28 protein-coding genes and 1 other RNA gene are annotated in these 24,528 nt (G+C 63.4%); 18 read left to right on the forward strand and 11 right to left on the reverse strand.

Annotation, left to right across the window (positions count from 1 at the left end; all coding sequences use genetic code 11):
- Positions 1-17: 17 nt before the first annotated feature.
- The 4 genes from EJ070_RS21455 to EJ070_RS21470 form a co-directional block, all read right to left on the reverse strand.
- Entirely contained in the window at positions 18-242 is a 225-nt protein-coding gene (locus EJ070_RS21455; protein WP_126093130.1) for a ribbon-helix-helix domain-containing protein, read from the reverse strand.
- Positions 243-251: 9 nt separating this feature from the next.
- A complete protein-coding gene (locus EJ070_RS21460; protein WP_126093131.1) occupies positions 252-449 on the reverse strand; it encodes a DUF4169 family protein in 198 nt (65 codons plus the stop codon).
- A 9-nt stretch (positions 450-458) separates the two neighbouring features.
- Entirely contained in the window at positions 459-992 is a 534-nt protein-coding gene (locus tag EJ070_RS21465) for an SspB family protein (RefSeq protein ID WP_126093132.1), read from the reverse strand.
- Positions 993-1,108: 116 nt separating this feature from the next.
- Complete coding sequence (locus EJ070_RS21470; RefSeq protein ID WP_126093133.1) at positions 1,109-1,792, reverse strand: TetR/AcrR family transcriptional regulator; 684 nt, start codon at positions 1,790-1,792, stop codon at positions 1,109-1,111.
- Between the two features lie 228 nt (positions 1,793-2,020).
- On the opposite strand from EJ070_RS21470, the gene EJ070_RS21475 reads away from it, so the two are divergent.
- The gene (locus EJ070_RS21475) at positions 2,021-3,226 is read left to right on the forward strand and encodes a multidrug effflux MFS transporter (protein WP_126093134.1); all 1,206 of its coding nucleotides are present in this window, start codon (positions 2,021-2,023) and stop codon (positions 3,224-3,226) included.
- A 150-nt stretch (positions 3,227-3,376) separates the two neighbouring features.
- Here the strand turns inward: EJ070_RS21475 and ssrA are convergent.
- Positions 3,377-3,737: a transfer-messenger RNA gene (ssrA, locus tag EJ070_RS21480) on the reverse strand.
- A gap of 168 nt (positions 3,738-3,905) precedes the next feature.
- Between ssrA and EJ070_RS21485 the strand changes: the two genes are divergently transcribed.
- Together EJ070_RS21485 and EJ070_RS21490 are read left to right on the forward strand one after the other, a co-directional pair.
- Positions 3,906-4,217 (forward strand): DUF2853 family protein, encoded by a 312-nt coding sequence (locus tag EJ070_RS21485; RefSeq protein ID WP_126093135.1) that lies wholly within the window; start codon positions 3,906-3,908, stop codon positions 4,215-4,217.
- 145 nt (positions 4,218-4,362) lie between these two features.
- The gene (locus EJ070_RS21490) at positions 4,363-5,157 is read left to right on the forward strand and encodes a thymidylate synthase (RefSeq protein WP_126093136.1); all 795 of its coding nucleotides are present in this window, start codon (positions 4,363-4,365) and stop codon (positions 5,155-5,157) included.
- A gap of 36 nt (positions 5,158-5,193) precedes the next feature.
- On the opposite strand, the gene EJ070_RS21495 is transcribed toward EJ070_RS21490, so the two are convergent.
- The gene (locus EJ070_RS21495; protein WP_126093137.1) at positions 5,194-5,403 is read right to left on the reverse strand and encodes a molybdopterin-binding protein; all 210 of its coding nucleotides are present in this window, start codon (positions 5,401-5,403) and stop codon (positions 5,194-5,196) included.
- Positions 5,404-5,559: 156 nt separating this feature from the next.
- Between EJ070_RS21495 and modA the strand changes: the two genes are divergently transcribed.
- The 4 genes from modA (at position 5,560) to EJ070_RS21515 (ending at position 8,614) form a co-directional block, all read left to right on the forward strand.
- A complete protein-coding gene (modA, locus tag EJ070_RS21500) occupies positions 5,560-6,354 on the forward strand; it encodes a molybdate ABC transporter substrate-binding protein (protein WP_126093138.1) in 795 nt (264 codons plus the stop codon).
- A 19-nt stretch (positions 6,355-6,373) separates the two neighbouring features.
- The gene (gene modB, locus EJ070_RS21505) at positions 6,374-7,078 is read left to right on the forward strand and encodes a molybdate ABC transporter permease subunit (RefSeq protein WP_126093139.1); all 705 of its coding nucleotides are present in this window, start codon (positions 6,374-6,376) and stop codon (positions 7,076-7,078) included.
- The gene (modC, locus tag EJ070_RS21510) at positions 7,075-8,187 is read left to right on the forward strand and encodes a molybdenum ABC transporter ATP-binding protein (protein WP_126093140.1); all 1,113 of its coding nucleotides are present in this window, start codon (positions 7,075-7,077) and stop codon (positions 8,185-8,187) included. The genes modB and modC overlap by 4 nt, the downstream gene beginning before the upstream one ends.
- Positions 8,188-8,272: 85 nt before the next feature.
- Complete coding sequence (locus EJ070_RS21515) at positions 8,273-8,614, forward strand: winged helix-turn-helix domain-containing protein (protein WP_126093141.1); 342 nt, start codon at positions 8,273-8,275, stop codon at positions 8,612-8,614.
- A 120-nt stretch (positions 8,615-8,734) separates the two neighbouring features.
- On the opposite strand, the gene cobF is transcribed toward EJ070_RS21515, so the two are convergent.
- Positions 8,735-9,499, reverse strand: a complete 765-nt coding sequence (cobF, locus tag EJ070_RS21520; RefSeq protein WP_126093142.1) for a precorrin-6A synthase (deacetylating) — start codon at positions 9,497-9,499, stop codon at positions 8,735-8,737.
- 247 nt (positions 9,500-9,746) lie between these two features.
- On the opposite strand from cobF, the gene EJ070_RS21525 reads away from it, so the two are divergent.
- From EJ070_RS21525 to EJ070_RS21550, 6 genes are all read left to right on the forward strand, one after another.
- Positions 9,747-10,757, forward strand: a complete 1,011-nt coding sequence (locus tag EJ070_RS21525) for a DUF4424 domain-containing protein (RefSeq protein WP_126093143.1) — start codon at positions 9,747-9,749, stop codon at positions 10,755-10,757.
- Complete coding sequence (locus EJ070_RS21530) at positions 10,757-11,275, forward strand: dihydrofolate reductase (RefSeq protein WP_126093144.1); 519 nt, start codon at positions 10,757-10,759, stop codon at positions 11,273-11,275. Before EJ070_RS21525 ends, EJ070_RS21530 begins: the two co-directional genes overlap by 1 nt.
- A gap of 248 nt (positions 11,276-11,523) precedes the next feature.
- A complete protein-coding gene (hflK, locus tag EJ070_RS21535; RefSeq protein WP_126093145.1) occupies positions 11,524-12,621 on the forward strand; it encodes an FtsH protease activity modulator HflK in 1,098 nt (365 codons plus the stop codon).
- Positions 12,621-13,574 (forward strand): protease modulator HflC, encoded by a 954-nt coding sequence (locus EJ070_RS21540; RefSeq protein ID WP_126093146.1) that lies wholly within the window; start codon positions 12,621-12,623, stop codon positions 13,572-13,574. The genes hflK and EJ070_RS21540 overlap by 1 nt, the downstream gene beginning before the upstream one ends.
- Before the next feature lie 5 nt (positions 13,575-13,579).
- On the forward strand, positions 13,580-13,765 hold the full coding sequence (locus EJ070_RS21545) for a DUF2065 domain-containing protein (RefSeq protein ID WP_126093147.1): 186 nt from the start codon (positions 13,580-13,582) through the stop codon (positions 13,763-13,765).
- 145 nt (positions 13,766-13,910) lie between these two features.
- Positions 13,911-15,425 carry a DegQ family serine endoprotease gene (locus EJ070_RS21550; RefSeq protein WP_126093148.1) on the forward strand — a complete coding sequence of 505 codons (1,515 nt, stop codon included), beginning with the start codon at positions 13,911-13,913 and terminating at the stop codon, positions 15,423-15,425.
- Positions 15,426-15,470: 45 nt separating this feature from the next.
- Here EJ070_RS21550 and EJ070_RS21555 read toward each other — a convergent pair whose 3' ends face one another.
- Complete coding sequence (locus EJ070_RS21555) at positions 15,471-16,043, reverse strand: GNAT family N-acetyltransferase (RefSeq protein ID WP_126093149.1); 573 nt, start codon at positions 16,041-16,043, stop codon at positions 15,471-15,473.
- Positions 16,040-16,927, reverse strand: a complete 888-nt coding sequence (gene serB / locus EJ070_RS21560) for a phosphoserine phosphatase SerB (protein ID WP_126093150.1) — start codon at positions 16,925-16,927, stop codon at positions 16,040-16,042. Before serB ends, EJ070_RS21555 begins: the two co-directional genes overlap by 4 nt.
- On the opposite strand from serB, the gene miaA reads away from it, so the two are divergent.
- A complete protein-coding gene (gene miaA / locus EJ070_RS21565; protein ID WP_126095856.1) occupies positions 16,917-17,861 on the forward strand; it encodes a tRNA (adenosine(37)-N6)-dimethylallyltransferase MiaA in 945 nt (314 codons plus the stop codon). The genes serB and miaA overlap by 11 nt on opposite strands.
- Before the next feature lie 124 nt (positions 17,862-17,985).
- Positions 17,986-18,777: a GGDEF domain-containing protein gene (locus tag EJ070_RS21570; RefSeq protein WP_126093151.1), complete on the forward strand. Its 792-nt coding sequence runs from the start codon at positions 17,986-17,988 to the stop codon at positions 18,775-18,777.
- Positions 18,778-19,029: 252 nt separating this feature from the next.
- On the opposite strand, the gene EJ070_RS21575 is transcribed toward EJ070_RS21570, so the two are convergent.
- Positions 19,030-20,859, reverse strand: a complete 1,830-nt coding sequence (locus EJ070_RS21575; protein ID WP_126093152.1) for an ATP-binding protein — start codon at positions 20,857-20,859, stop codon at positions 19,030-19,032.
- 151 nt (positions 20,860-21,010) lie between these two features.
- On the opposite strand from EJ070_RS21575, the gene EJ070_RS21580 reads away from it, so the two are divergent.
- Genes EJ070_RS21580 through EJ070_RS21590 form a run of 3 tightly spaced genes read left to right on the forward strand, consistent with a single transcriptional unit; the run spans position 21,011 to position 22,443 of the window.
- Positions 21,011-21,577 (forward strand): XRE family transcriptional regulator, encoded by a 567-nt coding sequence (locus tag EJ070_RS21580; RefSeq protein WP_126093153.1) that lies wholly within the window; start codon positions 21,011-21,013, stop codon positions 21,575-21,577.
- 4 nt (positions 21,578-21,581) lie between these two features.
- The gene (locus EJ070_RS21585) at positions 21,582-21,890 is read left to right on the forward strand and encodes a hypothetical protein (protein ID WP_126093154.1); all 309 of its coding nucleotides are present in this window, start codon (positions 21,582-21,584) and stop codon (positions 21,888-21,890) included.
- Positions 21,891-21,918: 28 nt separating this feature from the next.
- Positions 21,919-22,443, forward strand: a complete 525-nt coding sequence (locus tag EJ070_RS21590) for a GNAT family N-acetyltransferase (protein ID WP_126093155.1) — start codon at positions 21,919-21,921, stop codon at positions 22,441-22,443.
- A gap of 123 nt (positions 22,444-22,566) precedes the next feature.
- Here the strand turns inward: EJ070_RS21590 and EJ070_RS21595 are convergent, their stop codons facing one another.
- A complete protein-coding gene (locus EJ070_RS21595; protein WP_126093156.1) occupies positions 22,567-24,375 on the reverse strand; it encodes an NAD(P)/FAD-dependent oxidoreductase in 1,809 nt (602 codons plus the stop codon).
- Between the last annotated feature and the right edge of the window lie 153 nt (positions 24,376-24,528).

Raw genomic sequence — 24,528 nt, forward strand, 5'->3', positions numbered from 1 at the left:
GCCTGAAGCGATTCATCTCAGGAAGCCTTGCCGCGTTTTGCCCAGGCCAGCACGTAGAGCCTGAGCGCGGAGGACAGATTCGCGTCGCGGGTCCGCGTCTCGTCGATCTCCGCGACCAGGGCCGCGAGCGAAATCGATCGCTGCGCCGCGATCGTGACGAGGTCATCGTAGAAAGGCTGCTCCAGGGAGAAGCTGGTGCGGTGACCGCGGATTGTTACCGAACGTTTTTCGACCGCGGCCATCGGAGGCGCTCAGCGTCCGTCCGGATCGCCGGGCTTTTCTCGGCGATGGCCGTCGATGAATTTTTCCGTCCTGTCGGAGGTCACCCGGTCACGTTCGCGCTCGGCCTTGGAGCGGCCATGCAGCGCCCGGTTCTCACTGGCCAGGCGTTCCTTCTCGATGCGCGCTTTCTGCTTGCGGGCCCGGCGGAGATTGACGACCTCGCCCATCTCACCGGTTCACTTCTTGCGGAAGGCGTCGAGCGAAACCACGTCGGCGCTCTTGCCGCTGGTGTCGGCGACAGCCGGCTTCTTTTCGGCCTCGGCCGTCTTCTTCTTCGATTCCGGTTTCTTTTCGGTCACGACTGCGAGCGGCTCCGAGGCCGGCGCGGCATCGTCATCTTCCGCGGCATTCTCCGCCTTGACGTCGAATTCGAGCTCGAAATTCACCGAAGGGTCGTAGAAACCGCGCACGGCGGAGAAGGGGATCTCCAGCTTCTCAGGCACGTCGGAGAAGGAGAGTCCCACTTCGAAGCCGGTATCGGTCACTTTCAGGTCCCAATACTGGAACTGGATGACAATGGTCATCTGCTCCGGATAGCGCTCGCGCAGCCGCGAGGATATGCGCACGCCGGGCGCGCCGGTCAGGAAGGTGATGAAGAAATGATGGTTGCCGGGAAGGCCGGTGCGCGCGACTTCGGCCAGGACCTTGCGCATGACGCCGCGCAGGGCCTCCTGGGCCAGAATGTCGTAGCGGATGTGGTCGTCGGCCATGTGACGGTCGGGTTCCGTTGAATCGTCCGCATAGCTGTAATCAAGCTTGGGCGCGGCGTAAACCGCATATAGGCGCCTAACGCCGAGGCCAAGGGGAATGGCGGCGATTTGATCGCTCAGGCGTGGGCGAGGGCGGCCTGCTTGACGGACGCTGCTTTCCGCAGGCCGAAGGCGCGGAGGAAGGTGCGCACGCCGTTGGTGGCCGAGCGCAGGACCTCGTCTTCCGTCGGCATGCCGCCGAGCATGAAGGTTATTTGCAGCTCGGCATTGACCAGAGCGAAGAACTGGCGCGCCGCCACGTCCGGATCGTCGATCGACAGATGCCCGGCATAAGCGAGGCGCGCGAAGCGGGCGGCAAGCGCCGACCATGTGCGGCCCGGCCCCTGTTCGCGCCACTCGGCGAAAAGTTCCGGATAGCGCTCGCCCTCGGCCTGGATCAGCTTGCGCAGGAACCGGCCGTCGCGGTTGCAGACGCAGTTGCGGTTCATGCGCACCGCAAAGGCGACGAGATCGGATTCGAGATCGGCGGGCTGGTCCGGAAAGGTGGCTATGGTGGCGAAGATGCCGGCGTTGCAGCGCTCCGTCAGGTCGCGCACGACGGCCATGAATAGCTTTTCCTTGTCACCATGGTGATTGTAGACGGTCTGGCGCGAAACGCCGGCCTCGGCCGCGATCAGGTCGATGTTGGCGCCGGCATAACCCTCCCGGCAGAAAACCGAAGCCGCGGCGTCGACCACCGATATGCGCTTGGCCTCATGGCTGCGTGGCGGGAAAGTGTCAGGAGAAACGCCGAGCTTCATCAAAATCTATATAGCGGTGATTGACGAATTGGACAAGCCTGTCTAAATTTGTGGACACAATAAAGGGAAATCCGCTCCCGAGAGAGACGAGTGAATTCGCTCTTGAGACGAATGAATTCGCTCTTGAGACGAACAAGTTCGCTCTTGGATGTCGGATTTCCGCGGGATGGAACGTCCTTGGGTAGACGCCGGACCTCGGCGGCAACCAGATCCGAAAGAAGCCCTATCATGAGTCCCAAATTCCTCCGCATCGCGGTCGTGCTCGGCTTGTTGTCCGCAATCGGACCGTTCGCCATCGATATGTATCTTCCCGCGCTGCCCTCGATCGGTGAGGATCTCAAGGCCGGCACCGCTGCCGTGCAGATGAGCCTCTTGATCTTCTTCCTGTCGATGGGTTTCGGCCAGATCGTCGTCGGACCAATCTCCGACATGGTCGGACGCAAGCTGCCGCTCTATGCCGGCCTTGCACTGTTCATGGTCGGCGGCGTCGGCTCGGCCACTGCGCCCAATATCGAGTGGCTGATCGCGTTCCGCTTCCTGCAGGGGCTCGGCGCCAGTGCTGGCATGGCCATGCCGCGCGCCATCGTGCGCGACCTGCACACCGGCAACGAGGCGGCCAAGCTGATGTCGCTCTTGATGCTCGTCTTCTCGGTGTCGCCGATCCTGGCGCCGCTGACCGGCAGCCAGATCATCGAGAGTTTCGGCTGGCGCGCCGTGTTCTGGACGGTCACGGGTGCCGCGGCTTTAGCCACCATCCTGCTCGCCACCTCGCTGAACGAGACGCGGTCGGTCGAGGAGCGCGCCAACTCGTCCTTCGGCACGGCGCTGGCCGGCTACCGCTATCTGATGGGTGACCGCAACTTTCTCGGCCTGACGGCGATCGCCGGCTTCGGCATTGCGAGCTTCTTCGTCTACCTGTCGAGCTCGTCCTTCATCCTGATCGGCCATTACGGCCTGTCGCCGTCGGTCTACAGCGTGTTCTTCTCGATCAATGCGGTCGCCTTCATCGGCATGTCGCAGCTGACCGGAATGCTGGCCGATCGCTTTGGCTTGAAGCGGGTCGTCTGGGTGGCGGTCACCGGCTACGCCACGGTGATGGTGGCGCTGTTCGCGATCATGGCTTCGGGCGTCGACCGGCTCGACGTGATGGCGGCGCTGCTCTTCGTCGGCTACGGCTTCCTCGGCCTGGTCATCCCGACCACCTCGGTGCTGGCGATGGAAGAGCATGGCGAGATCGCCGGCACCGCCTCGGCGCTGATGGGCACGCTGCACTTCGCCATCGGCGCGCTGGCGATGGGCGTCGCCGGCATCTTCTTCGACGGCACGCCGCTGCCCATGGTTGCCGGCATCACGCTTTGCGCGGTGATCTCGTTCAGCCTAGCCAAGCTTACACTCGGCCGAGCGCGCGAAGCGGTCGAAGCGCCCGCGGAGTAAGAGAACCCACAAAAGATCGAAAAAGGCCGGGCTTGCCCGGCCTTTTTCACGTCGATGACAATCCGGCCACGTCGAGGGCAGGATGGCGCATGCGCGCCGGACGAGCCTTGGCCGTTCGGTCGAGTTCGGATGAAAGCAAAGAGGGGGGAAGGTGGAGGTTTCTGTTGCCAGGTACCTCCGAACCCCGCCTAGAAGTGCGAACCTCTAGGGCTTGATTCGAAGCGTTCGCACTGCATTAAGCAGCGAGACGAGCTTCCGCATAGTTGTCGTTGGCAACTATAAGTTTAGCCCGATGACGGTGGTACAATGCCGGGCAAAAGTACGATCTTTACACCTTCGTCGATCCTATTTCGCCCCCAGCAAAAGCCGCTCCGTCGACCAGAGCGGTTTTTGGTGGAGGCGCCGGGTACCGCCCCCGGGTCCGAACGGCTTATTTCATCGCCTGTTTATCGCCATAGTCGGTCAAGCCGACGAAAAGAATATAGGGACCGATCATGGAAAATGGAAGGCCAAACCGGCACTTGTCCCCGGCGCCAAACTCGACAGCCGAGGGTTGACTTGCGCGCTTACTCAATCGAAGCTCCGCCGGCGATGAGGAATCTCTGACCTAGCGCACAGCTTGCGCGGCGCGCCACAAGCCTCATTGACCGGATCCGTGGCGCCGACGAGGGGAAGTTTGATGGCCGACTATCTTGCGGATGTGAAGAAATACGATGCCGGCGTTAGCGCCGACGCGGTCGAGAAGATCGTCAAGCATCTGGGCATCGCACTCAGGAACCGCGATTCCGCGCTGGTGTCCTGCACCGACCCGAAGGAACTCGAGCGCGTTCGGGAGAACTGGGTCGGCAAGAAGCTCGGCATCGCCGATGCCGCCAAGGCCGACGCCTCGATCGAGAAAGTCTGCAAGGCGATGGCCGCCGACAACACCAAGAGCCGCGTGACCTTCTACTACCTGGTGGCGAAGGATCTGGGCAAGCTGGGTTCTCTCTGAGCGTGGCCGTCGGTAGCCGGCACGCCGTCGTGTCGGCGCGCCCTGGATTCTCCGGCGCACGATCCACATTTGTGACGGGCTTTACGGTGTTCGACCGACGGCCAGTCGGTTATGATCATCTGTCATCCGAATCGAGGCGGAGCCGATGCGCCAATATCTCGACCTGTTGAAGCATGTGCTGGAAAACGGCGCCGACCGTGGCGACCGCACCGGCACCGGCACGCGCTCGGTGTTCGGCTACCAGATGCGCTTCGACCTTTCGCGCGGTTTCCCGGTCACCACCACCAAGAAGCTGCACCTGAAGTCGATCATCCACGAGCTTCTGTGGTTCCTGGCCGGCGACACCAACATCAAATATCTCAACGACAACGGCGTCACCATCTGGGACGAATGGGCCGACGAGAACGGTGACCTGGGGCCTGTCTACGGCAAGCAGTGGCGCTCCTGGCCGGACGGGCATGGCGGCGGGATCGACCAGATCGCGGGCCTTCTCAAGGAGATACGCAAGAATCCCAATTCGCGCCGGCTGATCGTCTCGGCCTGGAACCCGGCCGAGGTGGAGGCGATGGCGCTGCCGCCCTGCCACTGCCTGTTCCAGTTCTACGTCTCGGAGGGCCGGCTCTCCTGCCAGCTCTACCAGCGCTCGGCCGACATCTTCCTCGGCGTGCCGTTCAACATCGCTTCCTACGCCTTGCTGACCATGATGGTGGCGCAGGTCACCGGGCTGAAGCCCGGCGACTTCGTCCACACGCTCGGCGACGCGCATCTTTATTCGAACCATTTCGAGCAGGCGCGCGAGCAGATGCGGCGCACGCCGAAACCGCTGCCGACGATGTGGATCAATCCGGAGGTGAAGGATCTCTTCGCCTTCCGCTTCGAGGATTTCCGCCTCGAGAACTATTTTGCCGACGCCAGCATCAAGGCGCCTATTGCAGTGTAGGGGCCTCACCCCCGCACCACGCGGGGCGCGCCAGCATCAATCGATCCCGACCATGACGTCGGACGCTTTGATCACCGCGTAGGCCTGCTTGCCTTTTTCGAGCGCGAGGTCCGCAACCGCTTCATTGGTGATCGAAGCGGTGACGATGGCGCCGCCGCCGATGTCGATCCTGACATGCGAGGTGGTCGCTCCCTTGACGATCTCGGTGACCTTGCCCTTCAGGATATTGCGGGCGCTGATCTTCATGTGCCTCTCCTTCGCTGTATCGAATGGGCTTCATCGTAGGCTGGGAGGATCCCGCCTAACAATGGTCCCGAGGCTAAAAAGCCTTCCATTGTTATGTTCATCTGGATATATCGGTCAAAGGCATTGAGCTGAACGGACTTTCAACAGGGAGGTTTCATGACGGGCAAGGGCTTTGGCTTGAAGGCGTTCGCCATCGGCGGACTGGCGGCAGCGTTGATGGCGGCCGTGCCGGCGGCCCGTGCCGACGACAAGGTGGTCGTGTTCGCCGCGGCGAGCCTCAAGGACGCGCTCGATGCGGCCAACAAGGCCTGCGAGCCGGAGGTCGGCGAAGCGGCGACCATTTCCTATGCGGCAAGCTCGGCGCTGGCCAAGCAGATCGAAGGCGGCGCGCCTGCCGATGTCTTCATCTCGGCCGACCTCGACTGGATGAAATATCTTTCCGACAAGAAGCTGACCAAACCGGACACCGAAGTGAAGCTGCTCGGCAACCAGATCGTGCTGGTGGCGCCGAAGGACTCCAAGGTCGAGGCGAAGGTCGAGAAAGGCTTCGATCTCGCCAAGCTCATCGGCGACAGCAGGCTCGCAATGGGTGACGTCAAGGCTGTGCCGGCCGGCAAATACGGCAAGGCGGCGCTGGAATCGCTGGGCGTCTGGTCCTCGATCGAAGGCAAGGTCGCGCAAGCCGAGAACGTGCGCGCCGCGCTGAAGCTGGTGTCGACGGGCGAGGCCGCGCTCGGCATCGTCTACGCCACCGACGCGCATGCCGATAAGGGCGTGAAGGTTGTCGGAACCTTCCCCGAGGATTCGCATCCGCCGATCATCTACCCGATTGCCCAGACGGCGGATTCGAAGGACAAGGATACGGCTGCCTTCCTGAAGTGCGTCGAGTCGGCCAAGGCTGCCGCGCTCTTCAAGGAACAGGGGTTTACGGTGCTCGCTGCGAGCAACTGAGAGAGACCTTACACCGCATATGAGTTGGCTGCTGGACCTCACTCCCGACGAATGGAATGCGGTCCGGCTGTCGATCAAGGTGGCAACGGTGGCGATGCTCGCCAGCCTGCCGCCCGGCGTCCTGATCGCGCTGCTGCTCGCCCGCGGGCGGTTCTGGGGCAAGACCTTGCTCAACGGGCTGGTGCATCTGCCGCTGATCCTGCCGCCGGTGGTGACCGGCTATCTGCTGCTGCTGACGTTCGGCAAGCGTGGCCCCGCCGGCGCCTTCCTTGCCGAGCATTTCGGCATCGTCTTTTCGTTCCGCTGGACGGGTGCGGCACTCGCCTGCGGAGTGATGGGCTTTCCGCTGATGGTACGGGCGATCCGGCTGTCGATCGAGGCGGTCGACCGCAAGATGGAGGCAGCCGCCGGCACGCTCGGCGCCAATCCGCCCTGGGTCTTCGCCACCATCACGCTGCCGCTGATCCTGCCCGGGCTGATCGCCGGCGCGATCCTCTCCTTCGCCAAGGCGATGGGCGAGTTCGGCGCCACGATCACCTTCGTCTCCAACATCCCCAACGAGACGCAGACGCTGCCCTCGGCGATCTATACCTTCACGCAGGTGCCGGGCGGCGATGCCGGGGCGCTGAGACTGACGCTGATCTCGATCGTCATCTCCATGGTGGCGCTGGTGGCCTCCGAGGTCCTTGCGCGGCGCGTCGGCCGGCGGATGGACATCGAATGACGCTCTCGGTCGACATCAGCCATCGCCTCGGCGATTTCGCGCTCGAAGCGGATTTCGAAAGCGCCGGCCGGCTCACGGCGCTGTTCGGGCCGTCGGGCTCCGGCAAGTCGACGCTGATCAACCTGGTCGCCGGGCTGATCCGGCCGCAGAAGGGGCGCATCGCGGTCGACGGCCGCGTGCTGATCGATACCGCCGCCGGCATGTTCGTGCCGATGCACAAGCGGCGGATCGGCATGGTTTTTCAGGATGCGCGGCTCTTCCCGCATATGAGCGTCGCCGGCAATCTGCGCTACGGACGCTGGTTCACGCCGCCTGCCGAGCGCTACGCCAATATCGATGCGGTGGTCGACCTGCTCGGCATCGGCCATCTGCTCGACCGGCGGCCGGCGAAACTTTCGGGCGGCGAAAAGCAGCGGGTGGCGATCGGCCGTGCCCTGCTTGCCAGCCCGAAGCTCTTATTGATGGACGAACCGCTCGCCTCGCTCGACGAAGCGCGCAAATCCGAAATCCTGCCCTATATCGAGCGGCTGCGCGACGAGACGAAGATCCCGATCGTCTATGTCAGCCATTCCGTCGCCGAGGTGGCGAGGCTGGCGAGCGACGTGGTGGTGCTTTCGCAAGGCAAGGTTGCCGCCTTCGGCCCGGCCGAGGCGATCATGCAGCGGCTGGATCTTTTGCCGGCGGAGGAACGGGGCGAGGGCGGCGCGGTGCTCGACACCAGGGTGCTGCGTCACGACGAGGCTTTCGGCATGACGGTGTTGGGCTCGCCGGCCGGCGACATCCGCATACCGCGCATTGCACGGCCGGTGGGATCTCCGGTGCGGCTCCGCATCCGGGCCCGCGATGTCATGATCGCGACCGAGCAGCCGGCGGGCCTCAGCGCGCTCAATATACTGGCTGGGACGATCGCCGCGGTCAGGCCGGGCGTCGGACCCACAGTGGAAATCGCCATCGATTGCAACGGTGCGACCGTGCTGGCGCGCATCACCGAGCAGTCGAAACAGAGCCTGCGCCTTGAACTCGGCCGCGAGGTCTTCGCCGTGATCAAGACGGTGAGCTTCGACAGCGCGACGACCGGGGCCGGGCTGCCGGCCGAGGCCGATGGTTGACGAAAGGGCAATACCGCTATGTTACATTGGAATAGCGATTTGGCCGCAATGGGAGTATTTTTGACGTGACCGCGGAGGACAAGGGATGCCGTCGCTGAGCCTGCGGATAAACCTCGATCCCGACGGGCGGATCGGCCCGGGCAAGGTCGAGCTTTTGGAGCAGATCGCCGCCTTCGGCTCGATCTCTGCCGCGGCGCGCGGCATGGAGATGTCCTACAAGCACGCCTGGGACCTCGTCGAGGACATGAACCGCGTGTTCGGCAAGCCGCTGGTTTCGGCGCAGACCGGCGGCAAGAAGGGCGGCGGCGCGCAGTTGACGCCGGTGGGCCTCGCCGTCGTCAGCCGCTTCAGGGCCATCGAGCGCGCGGCCGCTTCTGCCGCCGCTGTGCATATGCAGGCTTTGCAGGCGGAGATCGATGCTGAATAGGGGAGTAGGGGAGTAGGGGAGTAGGGGAATAGGGGAATAGGGGAATAGGGGAATGATGTCTCAGCGCTGCTCAACGCGCAAGAAATCGACCACGCCCTATTCCCTTACTCCCTTACTCCCTTACTGCCCTGGCTTCCTCAGCAGATAGGTGTCCATGATCCAGCCCTTTTTCCGGCGGGCTTCCTCGCGCACTTTCTCGATCTCGGCGCCGACATCGCCGAGGCGTCCGGAGACGATGATCTCGTCCGGCGTGCCGAGATAGGCGCCCCACTGGATTAAGACATCCTTTTCGGCCAGCGTGTTGAAGGCGCATTTGCCGTCGAGCATGACCACCGTCGAGCCGGCATTCGCGGGCAGGCCTTCCTCAGTGAGGCGGCGGCCGGTGGTGACCAGGATCGAATCGCCAATGCGGTTGAGCGCGGTCGCGTGGGCGGCGGCGAGCGCCTGGATCGCGGTGATGCCTGGGATGACTTCGAGCTTGAAATCGACATTGCCTCTGAGGCGCACGCGCTCCAGGATGCGCAGCGCGCTGTCATAAAGAGAGGGGTCGCCCCAGATCAGGAAGGCGCCGCAGCCGTCTTCAGCGAGCTCGTCGCGGATCAGCCCCTCATAGATTTCGGCAATCGCCTCATGCCAGTCGTCGACGGTCACGCGATAGGACGATGTCGGCTCCGCCCGAACCGGCACATCGAATTCGACGCGGCGCGACTTCGGGTTGGTGACGAAGCGGTCGCAGATCTGCCGGCGCAGTTCCGCTAGATCGTTCTTTTTGGCGCCTTTGTCCGGAATGAACAGCACATCGGCCCGGTTCAGGCCGTTGATGGCCTGGACGGTCAAATGTTCCGGATTGCCGGCGCCGATGCCGATGACGAGAAGCTTACGCATACGCGTTCTCCTGCCCGATCAAGGGCGCGGTGTCCAGACAGGCGTGGGCAGACGGATGCCAGTGCAAAGGGCTTTGAAACGCCCCATTGAAAAGCCTGGAGCAGTCCATCGTTTGGAAGAAATGCTGAACTGCTCTAGCTATTGTTTTACGCAATTCCGGACGGAAAACCGCTACACACTTTCCCCGGAATTGCTCTAGATGGAAGCGCATCCGGATGATCCCGGTTTGCCGTCGAGAGGGGGATACATGTTCCGCACTGTCCTGACCGCAGCGCTGGCATTGTTGGCCGCGCCGGCCTTCGCCAACGATTCCGTCGCCGAGCTCGGCACCGGCGGGCTGATCCTGTCGCGCAGCGATGCGGTTGCCATGGAAAGCGAGGACCTCTTCATCTCGCCGGAGAAGGTGACGGTCGACTACGTCTTCCGCAACAACACCGACAAGGACGTCAGCTCCATCGTCGCTTTCCCGATGCCTGACATCGAGGGCGATCCGAACGAGATGCCCGCGATCCCGGAAGCGCAGAGCGACAATTTCCTCGGCTTCGAGGTGACGATCGACGGCGTCGACGCGAAGCCTCAGCTCGAGCAAAGGGCGTTTGCGCTGGGTATCGACATCACGGCCGACCTCAAGGCGCAGAAGGTTCCGCTCTATCCGTTCGGCGATGCCGCCAAGGCGGCGCTGGCGAAGCTGCCCAAGGACGTCGCCGAGGATTGGGAAAACCGCGGCATCATCATCGAGGATACCGCCGATGACGGCTCGGGCATGCAAACCACCTACGCGCCGTTCTGGCAGTTGCGCTCGACCTATTGGTGGCGCTCGACCTTTCCGGCCAACAAGGCCGTCCATGTTTCGCACCGCTACAAGCCCAGCGTCGGCGGCACGTCATCGGTCAGCTTCTATTATGAAGGCAAATTTCAGGGGCAGTACGACACCTACAAGACCCGCTATTGCATGGACGAGGGTTTCCAGAACGCAGTGCGCAAGGCAGCGAAGGAAAATCCCGACGGCTACCCGAAATATTTCGAAAGCCGCATCGCTTATATCCTGACCACCGGCGGCAACTGGGCGTCCGGCAGCATCGGCAACTTCAAGCTCACCATCGACAAGGGCAGCGCCAAGAACCTGGTTTCCTTCTGCGGCGACAATGTCCGCAAGGTCGGCCCGACGACGTTCGAGATGACGGCCAAGGATTTTTATCCCGAGCACGACATCGACATCCTGCTGCTCGAGCCGTCGGATAGCGGGAACGGCGGCTGATGGACATCGTGATCTACGTTGCCATCGCCGAGAACGGGGTGATCGGGCGTGAAGGCGGCCTGCCATGGCGGCTATCCAGCGATCTCAAGCGCTTCAAGGCCGACACGATGGGCAAGCCGATCATCATGGGCCGCAAGACCTATGAGGGCATCGGCCGGCCGCTGCCCGGCAGGCTGAATGTCGTGGTGACACGAGACAAGACCTGGCACGCCGAGGGCATCGAGGTCGCCCATTCGCTCGACGAGGCCATCACGCTGGCCAAGGTGCGCGGGCGCTGCATGGCGGGCGCCGGGGAGATATGCGTCGTCGGCGGCGGCGAGATCTATGCCCAGGCGCTGCCGCTCGCCGACCGCCTGCATGTCACCCATGTGCTCGCCGCGGTCGACGGCGACGCGCATTTCCCGCCGATCGATCCGGCCAGCTGGCGGATCGTCCGTTCCGAGGATTTTCCCGCAGGCGAAAAGGATAGCCACGCGACGCGCTACACGGTTTACGAGAGACGACGCGACGGTCAGTGACGACGACAAAGGGTCGCTGCCGAGCCAAATCGGACAGCGCGGGCGGCACGCCGCGTTGAAAGCGTGTCACGGCGTCCCTATAGAAGAGCGACATGTTACAGCGCCGCGCGTCCAACCGGACGCGTAAAAGGCCGCTGTAAAACTTTGATTTGGCGCATGATTCCTTCCCGAAAATCGGTACCGGTTTTCGGGGTCATGCGCTAGGATCGCGCCGCAAGGCCTGAGGGAACCGGAGCGAAAGGACATTCATGCCCTGGAACGACAAGAGCGGTGGCGGCGGCCCATGGGGCGGCGGCGGCAATCAGGGACCCTGGGGGCAGGGACCGAGGGGGCCGAGTGGCCCGCAGGGTTCGCCTCCCGACCTCGAGGACATCATCCGCCGCGGCCAGGACAGGTTGCGACGCGCTCTTCCGGGCGGCGGCGGCGCCAGTCCGGCGGTCCTCGGGCTGATTGCGCTCGCGCTCGTCGTGCTTTGGGCCTTCAAGGCGATCTACACCGTGCAGCCTGACGAAGTCGCGGTCGAACTGCGTTTCGGCAAGCCGAAAGCGGAGCTTTCGCAGCCAGGCCTGCATTTCCACTGGTGGCCGATCGAGACGGTCGAGACGGCCAAGATTTCCGAGCAGCTCGTCAGCATCGGCGGCGGCTCGAGCAGCGGTTCCGGGCTGATGCTGTCCGGCGACCAGAACATCGTCAATGTGCAGTTCTCGGTCGCCTATCAGGTTTCCGATCCGAGGGCCTACCTGTTCGATGTCTCCGATCCCGACGGCATGCTGACGCAGGTTGCCGAAAGCGCCATGCGCGAAGTCGTCGGCCGGCGCCCGGCGCAGGATATTTTCCGCGACGATCGCCAGGGGATCGCCACTTCGGTGCGTGAGATCGTCCAGAACACGCTCGACGGCTACAAGACGGGTCTGCAAGTCAACGCAATTTCCATCGAGGATGCGGCGCCGCCGCGCGAGGTCGCCGACGCCTTCGACGAGGTGCAACGCGCCGAGCAGGACGAGGACAAGTTCGTCGAGCAGGCCAATCAATATTCCAACCAGAAGCTCGGCCAAGCACGCGGCCAAGCGGCGCAGATCCGCGAGGACGCGGCCGCCTACAAGAACCGTGTCGTGCAGGAAGCGGAAGGCGAGGCGCAGCGCTTCATCTCCGTCTACAACGAATACGCCAAGGCGCCCGATGTGACGCGCAAGCGCCTGTATCTGGAAACGATGGAGAGGATCCTGAAGGACTCGAACAAGGTCGTCGTCGAACCGGGCAATGGACAGGGAGTGCTTCCCTATCTGCCGCTGCCGGCACTGCAGCCGAAGGCGCCGCCGGCGCCGGTGCTGGGAGGTAACCAGTGATGGCCAACCGTCTTCCCATCATCGCGGTCATCGCCGCCGTCCTGCTGTTTCTGCTCTATTCGTCGGTGTTCGTCGTCAAGGCGGGCGAGCAGGCCATCGTGCTGAGATTCGGCGAGATTATCGACGTCAAGACCGAGCCAGGCATCTATTTCAAGGCGCCGTTCGCCTTCTTCGATGCCGACAGCGTTCAGACGATCGAGAAGAAAGTGATGCGCTTCGACCTCGACAACATCCGCGTCCAGGTCTCCGGCGGCAAATTCTACGAGGTCGATGCCTTCATCGCCTATCGCATCTCCGATCCGCGCACCTTCCGGGCGGCCGTGTCCGGACAGGTGGAACTTGCCGAAGCCCGGCTGAAGACGCGCCTCGATGCAGCGCTTCGCCGCGTCTATGGTCTGCGAGACTTCGAGGCGGCACTTTCCGAGGAGCGCGGCGTCATGATGCGCGAGGTGCGCGATCAGCTCCGTCCCGACGCGACGTCGCTCGGCCTCGACATCGAGGACGTGCGCATTCGCCGGACGGATCTGACGGCGGAAGTCTCGCAGCAGACCTACGACCGCATGAAGGCCGAACGTCTGGCGGAAGCCGAGCGGCTGAGAGCACGCGGCAACGAGGCGGCGCAACGCATCAGGGCCCGGGCCGACCGCGAGGTCGTCGAGATCGTCGCCGAGGCGCAGAAGGAATCGGAAATCCTGCGCGGTGAGGGCGAGGCGCAGCGCAGCGCCACCTTTGCGGATGCCTACAAGCGCGATCCGGCCTTCTTCGATTTCTATCGCTCGATGAATGCTTATGGCACCGCGCTGGACAACACCGGAACCACCATGGTGCTGTCGCCGGAGTCCGAGTTCTTCCGCTACTTCCGCGATCCGGGCAGCAAGCCCGTGCCTGGCCAACCGGCCGAGCAACAGTCGGCGCCGGCTGTGCCGGCGCCGCAGCCCAGCACCGCCCAGTAGCGGCGGTGCAGGATTTTCTCGCGGCAGTCGGCCTGGTCCTCGTCATCGAGGGCCTGGTCTATGGCGGGTTCCCGGCCTTGGCCCGGAAACTGGCGACGGAAGTGCTGTCGATGCCGGAGAATGTGCTGCGGGTCGGCGGATTGGGTGCAATCGCAATCGGCGTCGGCATCGTCTGGCTGGCGCGCGGCTGACGAATTTCCTTGGTGCCGCGACGATTGACGATTTATCTTCCGCCGATGGCTATAGCCGCAAACGTGCCTTATTTCTTGCCAACATGAGTTGGACAGGCGCCTTTGCGGAAGCGCTTTTCCTCTTCAGAAAGACCGGGAGGCCACGATGATATCCGACACCCTGTTGCGCGCGGCGCGGCGCACGCTTTTCGCCGGCGCCACCGCATTCGTCGTCGGCATAATTGCCGTCCCGTCTTTCGTCACGCCCACGATCGCGTCCGACGGACCGCCCTCGGTCGCCGATCTCGCCGAACGCCTGCTCGGCGCCGTGGTCAACATCTCGACCTCGCAAACCGTGAAAGGCACGGAAGGCCCGGGCGCGGTGCCGATGCCGCAGCTTCCCGAAGGTTCGCCCTTCCAGGATTTCTTCGACGACTTCTTCAAAAACCGTGGCGGCGACAAGGGCGGCGGCGGGCAGAAGGTGCAGTCGCTGGGCTCCGGCTTCGTCATCGACGCCGACCAGGGCATTGTCGTGACCAACAACCATGTGATCGCCGATGCCGACGACATCGAGGTCAATTTCTCCGACGGCGTGACGCTGAAGGCGACGCTCGTCGGCACCGACACCAAGACCGACGTCGCGGTGCTGAAGGTCGACCCGAAGGGCCACAAGCTGACGGCCGTGAAGTTCGGCGATTCGACCAGGATGCGCGTCGGCGACTGGGTGATGGCGATCGGCAACCCGTTCGGCCTCGGCGGCACGGTGACGGTCGGCATTATCTCGGCGCGCAACCGCGACATCAACTCCGGCCCCTATGACGATTTCATCCAGACCGATGCCGCCATCAATCGCGGCAATTCCGGCGGTCCGCTGTTCAACGCAGAGGGGGAGGTGATCGGCATCAACACGGCGATCATCTCGCCGTCGGGCGGCTCGATCGGCATCGGTTTCTCGATTCCGTCGCAGCTTGCTGCGGGCGTGGTCGACCAGCTTCGCCAATACGGCGAGACGCGGCGCGGCTGGCTTGGCGTGCGCATCCAGCCGGTGACGGACGACATCGCCGAGAGTCTCGGCATGGCGACCGCCAAGGGCGCGCTGGTGGCCGGCGTCATCAAGGGCGGGCCGGTCGACAATGGCACGGTCCAGGCCGGCGACGTCATCATCAAATTTGACGGCAAGGACATCCACGAGATGCGCGACCTGCCGCGCGTCGTCGCCGAAAGCCCCGTCGGCAAGGCGGTCGACGTCGTCATCGTGCGCAAGGGCGTCGAGCAGACGGTGAAGGTAACTCTCGGCCGGCTCGAGGACGGCGAGAAGCTTGCCAGCGGCGAGAACGGGACTACCGACCAGGACAAGGGCGACAAGGCGGCTCCGATGTCCACGGCTTCGGTGCTCGGCATGACCGTCGGCGAGCTCAACGACCAGACGCGGCAGAAGTTCGGCATCGCGGCCGACGTGTCGGGTGTGGTGATCACCGACGTTGCCAAGGATTCGGCCGCCGCCGAGCGTGGCATCCAGCCCGGCGAGGTGATCACCGAGATCGCGCAGGAATCGGTCGGCACGCCGAAGGACGTCATGGACCGGATCGGTGCGCTAAAGGAGCAGGGCCGCAAGAACGCGCTGCTGATGCTGGCTTCGAAGACGGGCGAGTTGCGTTTCGTGACGATCCGGATGGACTGAGTCCGACAAGCCGGGCAACCGATTGATGTTAAATGAAAAGGGCGGCTAGCGAGCCGCCCTTTTTCGTACCTGCCAATCCCCACGCAACAGCCTGTAGAGGACATGGCGCTTAAGATGAGGATGGCTGTCCGGAATGTCGGGATGGTCGAAATCGCTGGCCGGGTCGGCGCTCATGCCGAGGCGTTTCATCACGGCGGTGGAGCGATGATTGTCGGCCACGGCGAAGGAGACGATCTCGTTGACGCCCAGCGTCTCGAAGCCGTAGGCGAGCCAGGCCTCCGCCGCCTCGGTGACATAGCCCTTGCGCCAGTATTCCGGTGCCAGCCGCCAGCCGATCTCGATCGTGCCGGCCGGCAGGGAGGGCACATGATCGGTTTCGAGGAGGCCGACGAAGCCGATGCACTCGCCGGTGGCGGCAATCTCGGCGGCGGCAAAACCATAGCTGTCCTCGGCGATCCAGGATCGGAACTCATCCATCATGGCGTCGGCAGTAGCGCGGTCGCGGCGGAATGGGAAGAATTCCATGACGCGGTCATCGGAGTTGATGCGGTGGAAGAGTTCGCGGTCGCGCTCTTCCCAGTTGCGCAGGATGAGACGTTCGGTGCGCATGGGTTTCATTGCACAAACTCTTCCTGTTTGTAGCCCTGGATATAGAGCAGGGCGGTGAGGTCGCCATGGTCGATGCGGACTCTGGCCTGCTCGGCTACCGTCGGCTTGGCGTGCAAGGCGACGCCGATGCCGGCGAGGCGGATCATGTCGAGGTCGTTGGCGCCGTCGCCGACGGCAACCGCGTCGGCCGTCGTCAGGCCAAGCCTTGCCGCAATGTCGAGCAGCGCCTCGGCCTTGGCCGCGCGCCCGAGGATCGGCTCTTCCACTGTGCCGGTGAATCGGCCGCCGTCCTCGATCAGCCGGTTGGCGCGGTTTTCCTGGAAACCCAGCATTGCGGCGATGCGGCTGGTAAAGACGTCGAAGCCGCCGGAGATCAGCGCCGTCCAGGCGCCGTTGGCGCGCATGGTCCGCACCAACGCGCGGCCGCCGGCGGCCAGCGTCAGCCGGTTGGCGATGATGCGATCGACCACCGCCGTGTCGAGGCCCTTCAGCAAGGCGACGCGCTCGCGCAAAGCGGGCTCGAAGGCGATCTCGCCATTCATCGATCGCGCGGTGATCGCAGCGACGTGCTCCTTGACGCCGATCTCGTCGGCGAGCTCGTCGATGCATTCCTGGTCGATCATCGTCGAATCCATGTCGGCAAGCAGGATCTTCTTCCTCCTGCCTTCGGACGGCTGGACGATGATATCGACCGGCTCTGAGGCCAATGCCGCGCGAAGATCGGCCGTCAATACGCCGATGTCCGGCGTCTCCGGCAAAACCAGATCGCAGGCGATGCCTTCAGCCAGCCAATGAACGGAGCTTGCGCCGGCCGCCCGCGAGGCCATATTCGCAAGCGAGGCCGACACTCGACGGTCTTCGGGATGGGATACAAGCGTGGCGATCAGCGACATCGAAAATTCCGGCAGTCAGGCGGGCGAAGGCCGCGTGAAGAACGCGATCCTGATAGCCGGGCCGACAGCCAGCGGCAAGTCGGCGCTGGCGCTCGATCTTGCCGAACGCAAGGGCGGCGTGATCGTCAACACCGACTCCATGCAGGGCTATTCGGTGCTCGACGTGCTGACGGCGCGGCCAAGCGCGGCCGAAATGGCGCGCGTACCGCATTTCCTCTACGGCCATGTGCATCCTTCGACTGCCTACTCCACCGGCGCCTGGCTGCGCGACGTCACCGGGCTGATCGCGGAAGGTGTTTTGTCGGGACGGCCGGTCGTCTTCGTCGGCGGCACGGGGCTCTATTTCCGCGCGCTGGCCGAAGGCATCTCTGACATGCCCGACATTCCGCCATCGGTGCGCGAGCGCTGGCGCTACGAGCTCAAGGAACAAGGAGCCGAGCGGCTGCATCGCATTTTGATGCGCGAGGATTCGGCGGTCGCCATGCAGCTCAGGCCGACCGACGGCCAGCGCATCGTGCGGGCGCTCGAAGTGCTCGATGCGTCGGGGCGGTCGATCCTTGATTGGCAGGCGTCGCGCGGCCAACCGCTTATCGACCGCGACAGCGCGCGCTTCCTGGTGATCGAGCCGGATCGCGGCCAACTGGTGGCGCGCATCGAGGCGCGGTTCGACCAGATGCTCGACAAAGGCGCGCTCGACGAGGTCAGGCAGTTGATGGCGCTTGACCTCGCTCCGGACCTGCCAGCGATGAAAGCGATCGGGGTCCGCGAGCTGCGGTCTGCCTTGACCGGACAAATGAGTTTTCCCGAGGCGATCGAACGCGCCAAGGCCGCAACGCGCCAATATGCCAAGCGTCAGGCGACCTGGTTCAGGCATCAACTTGGCGCTGGTTGGCAGAGGCTTTGCCCAGGCGATGGACCAATCATTCCCGACTGATCATATGCGATTTCGATCAGGAACTTAGACTATCCGATGCGCCTCTCGTTCAAGTGGCCCGGGTTAACCGTCCGTAAGGCCGGGCATGCCATAACGACGATGGGTCGTAGTGCCGTGGGGAGCTATGCGTTTTCACAAGGCGGAATCCGCATTCTTCGTTTTTATTTTCGTGATCCTGGCCGCCGGCCTGGTGACCTTCCACGCCTATGGCCAATTGCAGGACATCGCGACCGATCTCGACACCGCGTCGCGTCTCGAAAGAATCATCTATCTCAACAAGTTGCTGTTCGTGACCGGCGCGCTGCTGGCCGCCGCATTGTTCTTCGGAATATTCTTCATCTATCCGCTGATCCGCGGCCAGGTGAGGGAAGAGGGCAAGCTGCGCGCCATGACGGTTTCGCTGAGCGCCCGCTCGCAAACGCTCGAGCAGGCGGCTCTCACCGATGGCCTGACCGGAATGCAGAACCGCCGCTATTTCGACGATGCGCTGCGGGAGTATCTCGATGAGTTCGGCCGCATCGACAAGCCGGTGGGGCTGATGATCCTCGACCTCGATCATTTCAAGCAGGTCAACGACACGCATGGTCACGATGTCGGCGACGAGGTGCTGAGGGCCGTCGCCACATGCCTGAGAGGCATGACGCGCTACCACGACGTGGTGGCGCGGCTTGGCGGCGAGGAATTTGCCGTGGTTACGCCCAACATGGACGCGGAACTGCTTGCCCGCTTCGCCGAGCGCATCCGCAAGGCCATCGCCAACCTGTCGATCCTATCGGGCAACGTGCGGCTGAAGGTCACCACCAGCGTCGGCCTTGCCGTCTGGGACCGCAATGAGAGCGCCGAGGATTTCTATCGCCGCGCGGACCGGCAGCTCTACGAGGCGAAGAAGCAGGGCCGCAACCGCGTCTGCGCCTAAATCCCATCACTGAATTCGTGATGCCGGCCGTATGCTGCCGTTTTCTGCGCTTCCGGCCTTCGCCGGCCGAAGCACTCCTGGTGGGGTCGTGGCAGTTAAGGCTACGGCCGGCGTAGGCCGGTGCTCACGGACTTTATGTCCGCTCCGCTCCGGTTCTCGAAAGCGAATCCACTCGGCTCAGCCTGACGAATTTCCTGACGGAATTTACCCATGCCTACCGGCGAAGCCGGGCCTAGAACCCTAACGTGGTATTCAATCGTTCTGCTGGCGCATGCCGAAGGTCGAGGGCTTCAGGCCGTAGCGCAGGTCGAAGTCGTCGTCCGGCTGCACGCGCGGCGCCGATGGCTTGCGGTAGTCGGGATCGCCGGCCTGACGGCCGGTATCGACCGCCTCGGCGAAGGCTATGGACTGCTGCGGTTTCGGCACGTTGCGCAGCCGCTCGACGATGCCGGCGAGATCGACGTCGTCGCCGGCTTCCGCGGGCAGCGTCTGCTCGCGCTTGGCCGTTCCCGGGATGAATTCGCGCGACAGTTTCTCGAATTTGAGCCGCATGGTCGTCGCCACGCCTTCACCGAAGGCGATCGCCTCGCGCTGGCCCATCGAGGACAGGAAGGCCAGTGTCGAGGCCGAGGAATCCGCGATCGCCGAGCGGATGATCGCCTGGTCCTGCTCGTTGGCCAGCCGCATGGCGAAGAAGGTCGAGCATTGCGACAGGATGGTCGGATCAAGCTCGCCCGGGCGCTGGGTGACGACCCCGAGGTAGCAGCCATATTTGCGGCCTTCCTTGGCGATGCGCGACAGAGCGTGCCTGGTCGGGGCGAAGCCGAGGCGCGGATCGGCCGGCATGTAGCGATGCGCCTCCTCGCAAAGCAAAAGCAACCGCAGCCGGCCCTCGCTCCAAAGCGCGAGGTCGAAGGCGAGGCGCGCCAGCACCGAGCAGACGGAATTGACAACCTCGGACGGCATGCCCGCCATCTCGAAGCAGGTTACCGGACGGCCATGGTTGGGGACGCGAAAGATGTTGCCGATCGTCTCGTGGATCGTGTCCTCGATCAGCCGCGAATTGAACATGAAGCGGTAGCGCGGGTCGGAGGCCGCCGATTCAATGCGCGTCTTCAGCGACTTCAAGGTCGGGCGGTCGTTCTTGCTCTCAAGCATGCCCATGCGCTCGTCGATCTGTTTGATGAGATCTGCGATGCGGTAAGGCACCGGCGTATCCGCGGTCAGCGCGTCGCTGCCGCGCCTGATGTAGCTGCCCGAACTGGGGTTGCGATAGAGGTTCTTGGCGGCCGGGATGAGGTCGCGGAGAACGTCGACTTCCTCCGGCTCGGTCTCGCGACCGCGAAACAGAACCTCGGCGAATTCCTCCAGCCTGAACATCCAGAACGGCAGGTCGAGCGTCTTGGAATCGACCTTCACGCAATATTCGGGAAGCGAGGCGGCAAACTCATTGTGCGGGTCGAGGATCAGCACGCGCAGGTCAGGGCGCGCCTCGATCGACTTGCGCAAAAGCAGCGAGACGGCCGTTGATTTGCCGACGCCGGTCGTGCCGACAATGGCGAAATGGCGCGCCAGCGTGTCGTCGATGGCAATGTTGGCGTCGATCGCCTCGTCCTGCGACAGCGTACCGATGGTGATGGAGTGCCGGCCGGCGAGATCGTAGACGGCCTGCAGGTCGCGGCTGCGGATACGGTGGGCTATGGCGCCGATATGCGGATAGGTGGTGATGCCCCGGTCGAAAACCGGCTTGGCGCCAGGTTCGGCACCGTCGCGCACCTCGCCGATCAATTCGATGCTGACCTCGATCGCGTTCTGGCCTTCGTTGCTCCAGACGCGGTCCGACTTGCCGATCGCATAGACAAGGCCGACGGTGCGCGTCGAGCCAAGGTTGATGGAGATCATCTTGCCGACGGTCCACAGGCCGGTGACCGTGCCTTCGGCATCCTCGGCGTAAGCGCTGATGGTGGCGCGCGCGCCATCGCACTGCACGACATTGCCCAGAATGCGCTTGTCGCTTTGTTGGCCGTCACGGCGCTCCTGCGAGGTCGGCTCCCCTACGGAGGCTTCGCGTTCAACAAACATCGGTGACCTGTCCCATTCCCCTCAAGGTCAAACCTATCCAATCGGGGTTAAGGTCGGGTGAGGTGGGATGGTGTAAGGCCTGTTAAGGCATACGCGAAAATTCGATCGAACAGCCCCTTTCGTCATCTTGGGATTTCGATATATTGGACGAATGGCTGATATATCGAAAGACATCACATCCACGATCGGCAAACGGATACGCTCCGAGCGGGACTTGCGGGGATGGTCTCTGGCCGAACTGGCCGAGCGATCGGTTGTCTCCAAGGCGATGCTGAGCGCCATGGAGCGGGGCAAGACAAGTCCGACCGCGGCGCTCCTTGTGCGCGTTGCGTCTGCTTTCGGCATGACGCTGTCGACACTGATCGCCCGCGCCGAAACGCAGGGCGGCGGTGTCTCCCGCAAGGACGAACAGCCGGTCTGGCGGGATCCTGCGACCGGCTATGTCAGGCGGCACTTATCGCCGGCCTCGCAGATGCCGCTCGAACTCATCAGGGTCAGCTTGCCTGCGGGCGCAAAGGTGAGTTTTCCGGCAGCATCCTATGCCTTCATCAAGCAGCAGATTTGGTTGATCGGCGGTCGCCTCGACTTCACCGAAGGCGATGTGCTGCACAGGCTCGAACCCGGCGATTGCCTGGCGCTAGGCGCCCCGTCGGACTGCACGTTCCATGCTCCCGGACCGGAAGCCGCCGACTATCTGGTGGCGCTGGTCAGGGGCTGACCGCATGGCGCGCCGGCCGAGACGTTCGCACAATGGCGGGCCGCCTCTCGACGATTATGAAGGACCGCCCTGGGGCAAGGGCGATGCCTACACCTTCCTCGCCTGGCGTGCCGCCCACGACAAAGCCTGGAAGGCGCCGAGCCAGACCATCATGCTGATGCGACTGGAAAGAGCCGAGCGGCTTGGCCTGACCTATGAGGAATACACGCTGGAGATCCTGGAGCGCGGGCGCCACCTCAGCGAAGACGATGCCGAGCGCATCGCGGAAATCCGCCGGGCGCGGCGGCGGAGACGAACAAGTCACTTCGAATGACGGCAGCCTTTACCTGGAGAACACCAAGATGAATTCCCCTGAAATCAGGGTGTTGGGCGATGATGCAGCGACCTGCGCGATGCTGGCCGATCTGTTGATCGAGACAGTCGCTGCCGGCGGATCGGTAAGCTTCATGCATCCCTTGTCGCTGGATGCAGCTCGGGAGTTCTGGTGCAAGTCGCTGGCTGCCGCCAAACGGGCAGAAAGGGCGGTGCTGGGCGCATGGGATGGCGAGACGCTTGTCGGCACCGTCACGCTCATTCTCGATTGTCCGCCCAACCAGCCGCACCGTGCCGAGATCGCCAAACTGATGATCCGGCTCGACCATCGCGGCAAAGGCACCGCGACCCGCCTGATGCGGGCCGCCGAGAAACTGGCCGTTGAGAATGGACGCACTCTGCTGGTGCTGGACACCGCAAGCGAGGAGGGCGCGGCCGGCCTCTACGAGAAACTCGGCTTCACGCTGACCGGCGAGATTCCGGACTATGCGCTGAAGCCGCACGGCGGGCTAACCGGCACGCTGATCTACTGGAAGCGGATTGGGCGAGATTGATAGTTCATCGGGTTACGTCAATATCGGCCTCCTCGTAGCGGGCGCGGCACAGTTCGATGCCCAAGGCAACATGACAGACGGAAGCCCGCAACCGGGCTTCCGTCTACCGCAAAGGGTCTGGCTTCAAGCCTTGTGATACACCTGCTGCAGCCCATAGACCGGAGTGGGCAAACCGACCTGCCTGGCTTTCAACTGCAGCGACAGATACTGAGAATAGTGGCGCGACTGGTGCAGGTTGCCGCCGTGAAACCATAGCGCTTCCTGCTGGGTCGGCTTCCACATATTGCGCTGCTCGCCTTCCCACGGGCCGGGATCCTTTGTGGTGTTGGAGCCGAGGCCCCAGACCTTGCCGACCTTGTCCGCCACTTCCTGTGAGATGAGGTCGGCGGCCCATCCGTTCATCGAGCCGTAGCCGGTGGCGTAGATCACCAGGTCGGCCGGCAGCTCGGTGCCGTCGACGAACGTCACTCCGGTCTCGGTAAGCTCCTGGACGGCGGCGCCGGGACCGCTCTTGAGCTTGATCGAGCCGTCGATGACAAGGTCGCAGGCGCCGACGTCGATGTAGTAGCCGGAGCCGCGGCGCAGATACTTCATGAACAGACCCGAGTCGTCATCGCCCCAGTCGAGCATGAACCCCGCCTTTTCCAGATCCTCGTAGAATTTCGCGTCGCGCTCCTTCATCTGCTGGTAAAGCGGAATCTGGAACTCATGCAGGATGCGGTATGGCAGAGAGGCGAAGATCATGTCCGCCTTGCGCGTCGTCATGCCGTTCTCGACCGCCTGCTCCGAATAGAGGGCGCCGAGGCCGATATCCATCAGCGTGTCGGACTTGACGATATGCGTGGACGAACGTTGCACCATGGTCACGTCGGCGCCTGCCTCCCACAGCGCCGCGCAGATGTCGTGGGCCGAATTGTTGGAGCCGATGACGACAACCTTCTTGCCGCGATATTTGTCCGGACCGGGATGGGTCGAGGAATGCTGCTGCTCGCCCTTGAAGATGTCCTGGCCCTTGTATTTCGGCCAGTTCGCCTTGCCGGACATGCCGGTCGCCAGCACGAGCTGCTTCGGTTTGAGCACGATTTCCTTGCCGTCGCGTTCGAGGACGACGGTCCACTCCTTGGCCTTCTCGTCGTATGTGGCGGATTTCGCGGCGGTGGAGCTCCAGTAGTTCAGCTCCATCACCTTGGTGTACATCTCCAGCCAGTCGCCGATCTTGTCCTTCGGCGCAAACACCGGCCAGTTCTTCGGAAAGTCGATATAGGGCAGGTGATCGTACCAGACCGGGTCGTGCAGGCAGAGGGACTTGTAGCGCTTGCGCCAGGAATCGCCGGGACGTTCGTTCTTCTCCACGATGACGGCCGGCACGCCGAGCTGCTTCAACCTGGCGCCGAGGGCAATTCCGCCCTGGCCGCCGCCGATGATGACGACATAAGGCTGCCGGGAGTGGCCGAGTTCGGCGATCTCGTCGTCGCGCTCTTCGCGCCATGTCTTGCGGCCCTTGCCGTGGCCGTGCTTGGCGCCGAGCGGACGGGTGAAGCCTGCCTTCTCTTCATGGCCCTTCAGCTCCGCAATGGTGGTCAGCAGCGTCCAGATCAGCTCGCCCTTGAACCGAACAAGACCAAAGCCGCGCGCCACGTCGGTTTCAAAAGTGATCCAGGCGGTGGTGATGCCACCATCCTCTGTCGCTTCCTCGCCCTTGGCCACTGTCCAGCCGGTCGGTTTGGTGTTGGCCAGCGTCGCCTGCAGCATGTCACGGATCTGGTCGCGGCCCTCCATGGTTTTCAGGTTCCAGGTGAATGTAACGAGGTCGCGCCAGTAGCAGTCTTCCTGGAAGCAGTTGACGGCGGCATCGATGTCACCGGCTTCGAGCGCCTTGCCGAATTTGTCGAGTAGCGCCTGCGCCTTGGTGGTGGGTGTCCTCTCGAGCATGTGTTCTCCTCCGCTTGCTAGAGTCCGGAAATGAATTGCAAATGATGTGCCAGCCACCGCGCCAAATGACAAATTATAATGGAATCAATACGTTATTGTGCTTTTACGCCGCCTTGCCTGTTGCGGCGGTGTTGCGTGTGCTACGGCGTGCCA

It is taken from the genome of Mesorhizobium sp. M1E.F.Ca.ET.045.02.1.1, from assembly GCF_003952485.1.
GTDB lineage: Bacteria > Pseudomonadota > Alphaproteobacteria > Rhizobiales > Rhizobiaceae > Mesorhizobium.

Coding starts and splice junctions, on each gene's coding strand:
- EJ070_RS21455 (WP_126093130.1), bottom strand. CDS start 242: ATGGCCGCGGTCGAAAAACGTTCGGTAACAATCCGCGGTCACCGCACC.
- EJ070_RS21460 (WP_126093131.1), bottom strand. CDS start 449: ATGGGCGAGGTCGTCAATCTCCGCCGGGCCCGCAAGCAGAAAGCGCGC.
- EJ070_RS21465 (WP_126093132.1), bottom strand. CDS start 992: ATGGCCGACGACCACATCCGCTACGACATTCTGGCCCAGGAGGCCCTG.
- EJ070_RS21470 (WP_126093133.1), bottom strand. CDS start 1,792: ATGAAGCTCGGCGTTTCTCCTGACACTTTCCCGCCACGCAGCCATGAG.
- EJ070_RS21475 (WP_126093134.1), top strand. CDS start 2,021: ATGAGTCCCAAATTCCTCCGCATCGCGGTCGTGCTCGGCTTGTTGTCC.
- EJ070_RS21485 (WP_126093135.1), top strand. CDS start 3,906: ATGGCCGACTATCTTGCGGATGTGAAGAAATACGATGCCGGCGTTAGC.
- EJ070_RS21490 (WP_126093136.1), top strand. CDS start 4,363: ATGCGCCAATATCTCGACCTGTTGAAGCATGTGCTGGAAAACGGCGCC.
- EJ070_RS21495 (WP_126093137.1), bottom strand. CDS start 5,403: ATGAAGATCAGCGCCCGCAATATCCTGAAGGGCAAGGTCACCGAGATC.
- modA (WP_126093138.1), top strand. CDS start 5,560: ATGACGGGCAAGGGCTTTGGCTTGAAGGCGTTCGCCATCGGCGGACTG.
- modB (WP_126093139.1), top strand. CDS start 6,374: ATGAGTTGGCTGCTGGACCTCACTCCCGACGAATGGAATGCGGTCCGG.
- modC (WP_126093140.1), top strand. CDS start 7,075: ATGACGCTCTCGGTCGACATCAGCCATCGCCTCGGCGATTTCGCGCTC.
- EJ070_RS21515 (WP_126093141.1), top strand. CDS start 8,273: ATGCCGTCGCTGAGCCTGCGGATAAACCTCGATCCCGACGGGCGGATC.
- cobF (WP_126093142.1), bottom strand. CDS start 9,499: ATGCGTAAGCTTCTCGTCATCGGCATCGGCGCCGGCAATCCGGAACAT.
- EJ070_RS21525 (WP_126093143.1), top strand. CDS start 9,747: ATGTTCCGCACTGTCCTGACCGCAGCGCTGGCATTGTTGGCCGCGCCG.
- EJ070_RS21530 (WP_126093144.1), top strand. CDS start 10,757: ATGGACATCGTGATCTACGTTGCCATCGCCGAGAACGGGGTGATCGGG.
- hflK (WP_126093145.1), top strand. CDS start 11,524: ATGCCCTGGAACGACAAGAGCGGTGGCGGCGGCCCATGGGGCGGCGGC.
- EJ070_RS21540 (WP_126093146.1), top strand. CDS start 12,621: ATGGCCAACCGTCTTCCCATCATCGCGGTCATCGCCGCCGTCCTGCTG.
- EJ070_RS21550 (WP_126093148.1), top strand. CDS start 13,911: ATGATATCCGACACCCTGTTGCGCGCGGCGCGGCGCACGCTTTTCGCC.
- EJ070_RS21555 (WP_126093149.1), bottom strand. CDS start 16,043: ATGAAACCCATGCGCACCGAACGTCTCATCCTGCGCAACTGGGAAGAG.
- serB (WP_126093150.1), bottom strand. CDS start 16,927: ATGTCGCTGATCGCCACGCTTGTATCCCATCCCGAAGACCGTCGAGTG.
- EJ070_RS21570 (WP_126093151.1), top strand. CDS start 17,986: ATGCGTTTTCACAAGGCGGAATCCGCATTCTTCGTTTTTATTTTCGTG.
- EJ070_RS21575 (WP_126093152.1), bottom strand. CDS start 20,859: ATGTTTGTTGAACGCGAAGCCTCCGTAGGGGAGCCGACCTCGCAGGAG.
- EJ070_RS21580 (WP_126093153.1), top strand. CDS start 21,011: ATGGCTGATATATCGAAAGACATCACATCCACGATCGGCAAACGGATA.
- EJ070_RS21585 (WP_126093154.1), top strand. CDS start 21,582: ATGGCGCGCCGGCCGAGACGTTCGCACAATGGCGGGCCGCCTCTCGAC.
- EJ070_RS21590 (WP_126093155.1), top strand. CDS start 21,919: ATGAATTCCCCTGAAATCAGGGTGTTGGGCGATGATGCAGCGACCTGC.
- EJ070_RS21595 (WP_126093156.1), bottom strand. CDS start 24,375: ATGCTCGAGAGGACACCCACCACCAAGGCGCAGGCGCTACTCGACAAA.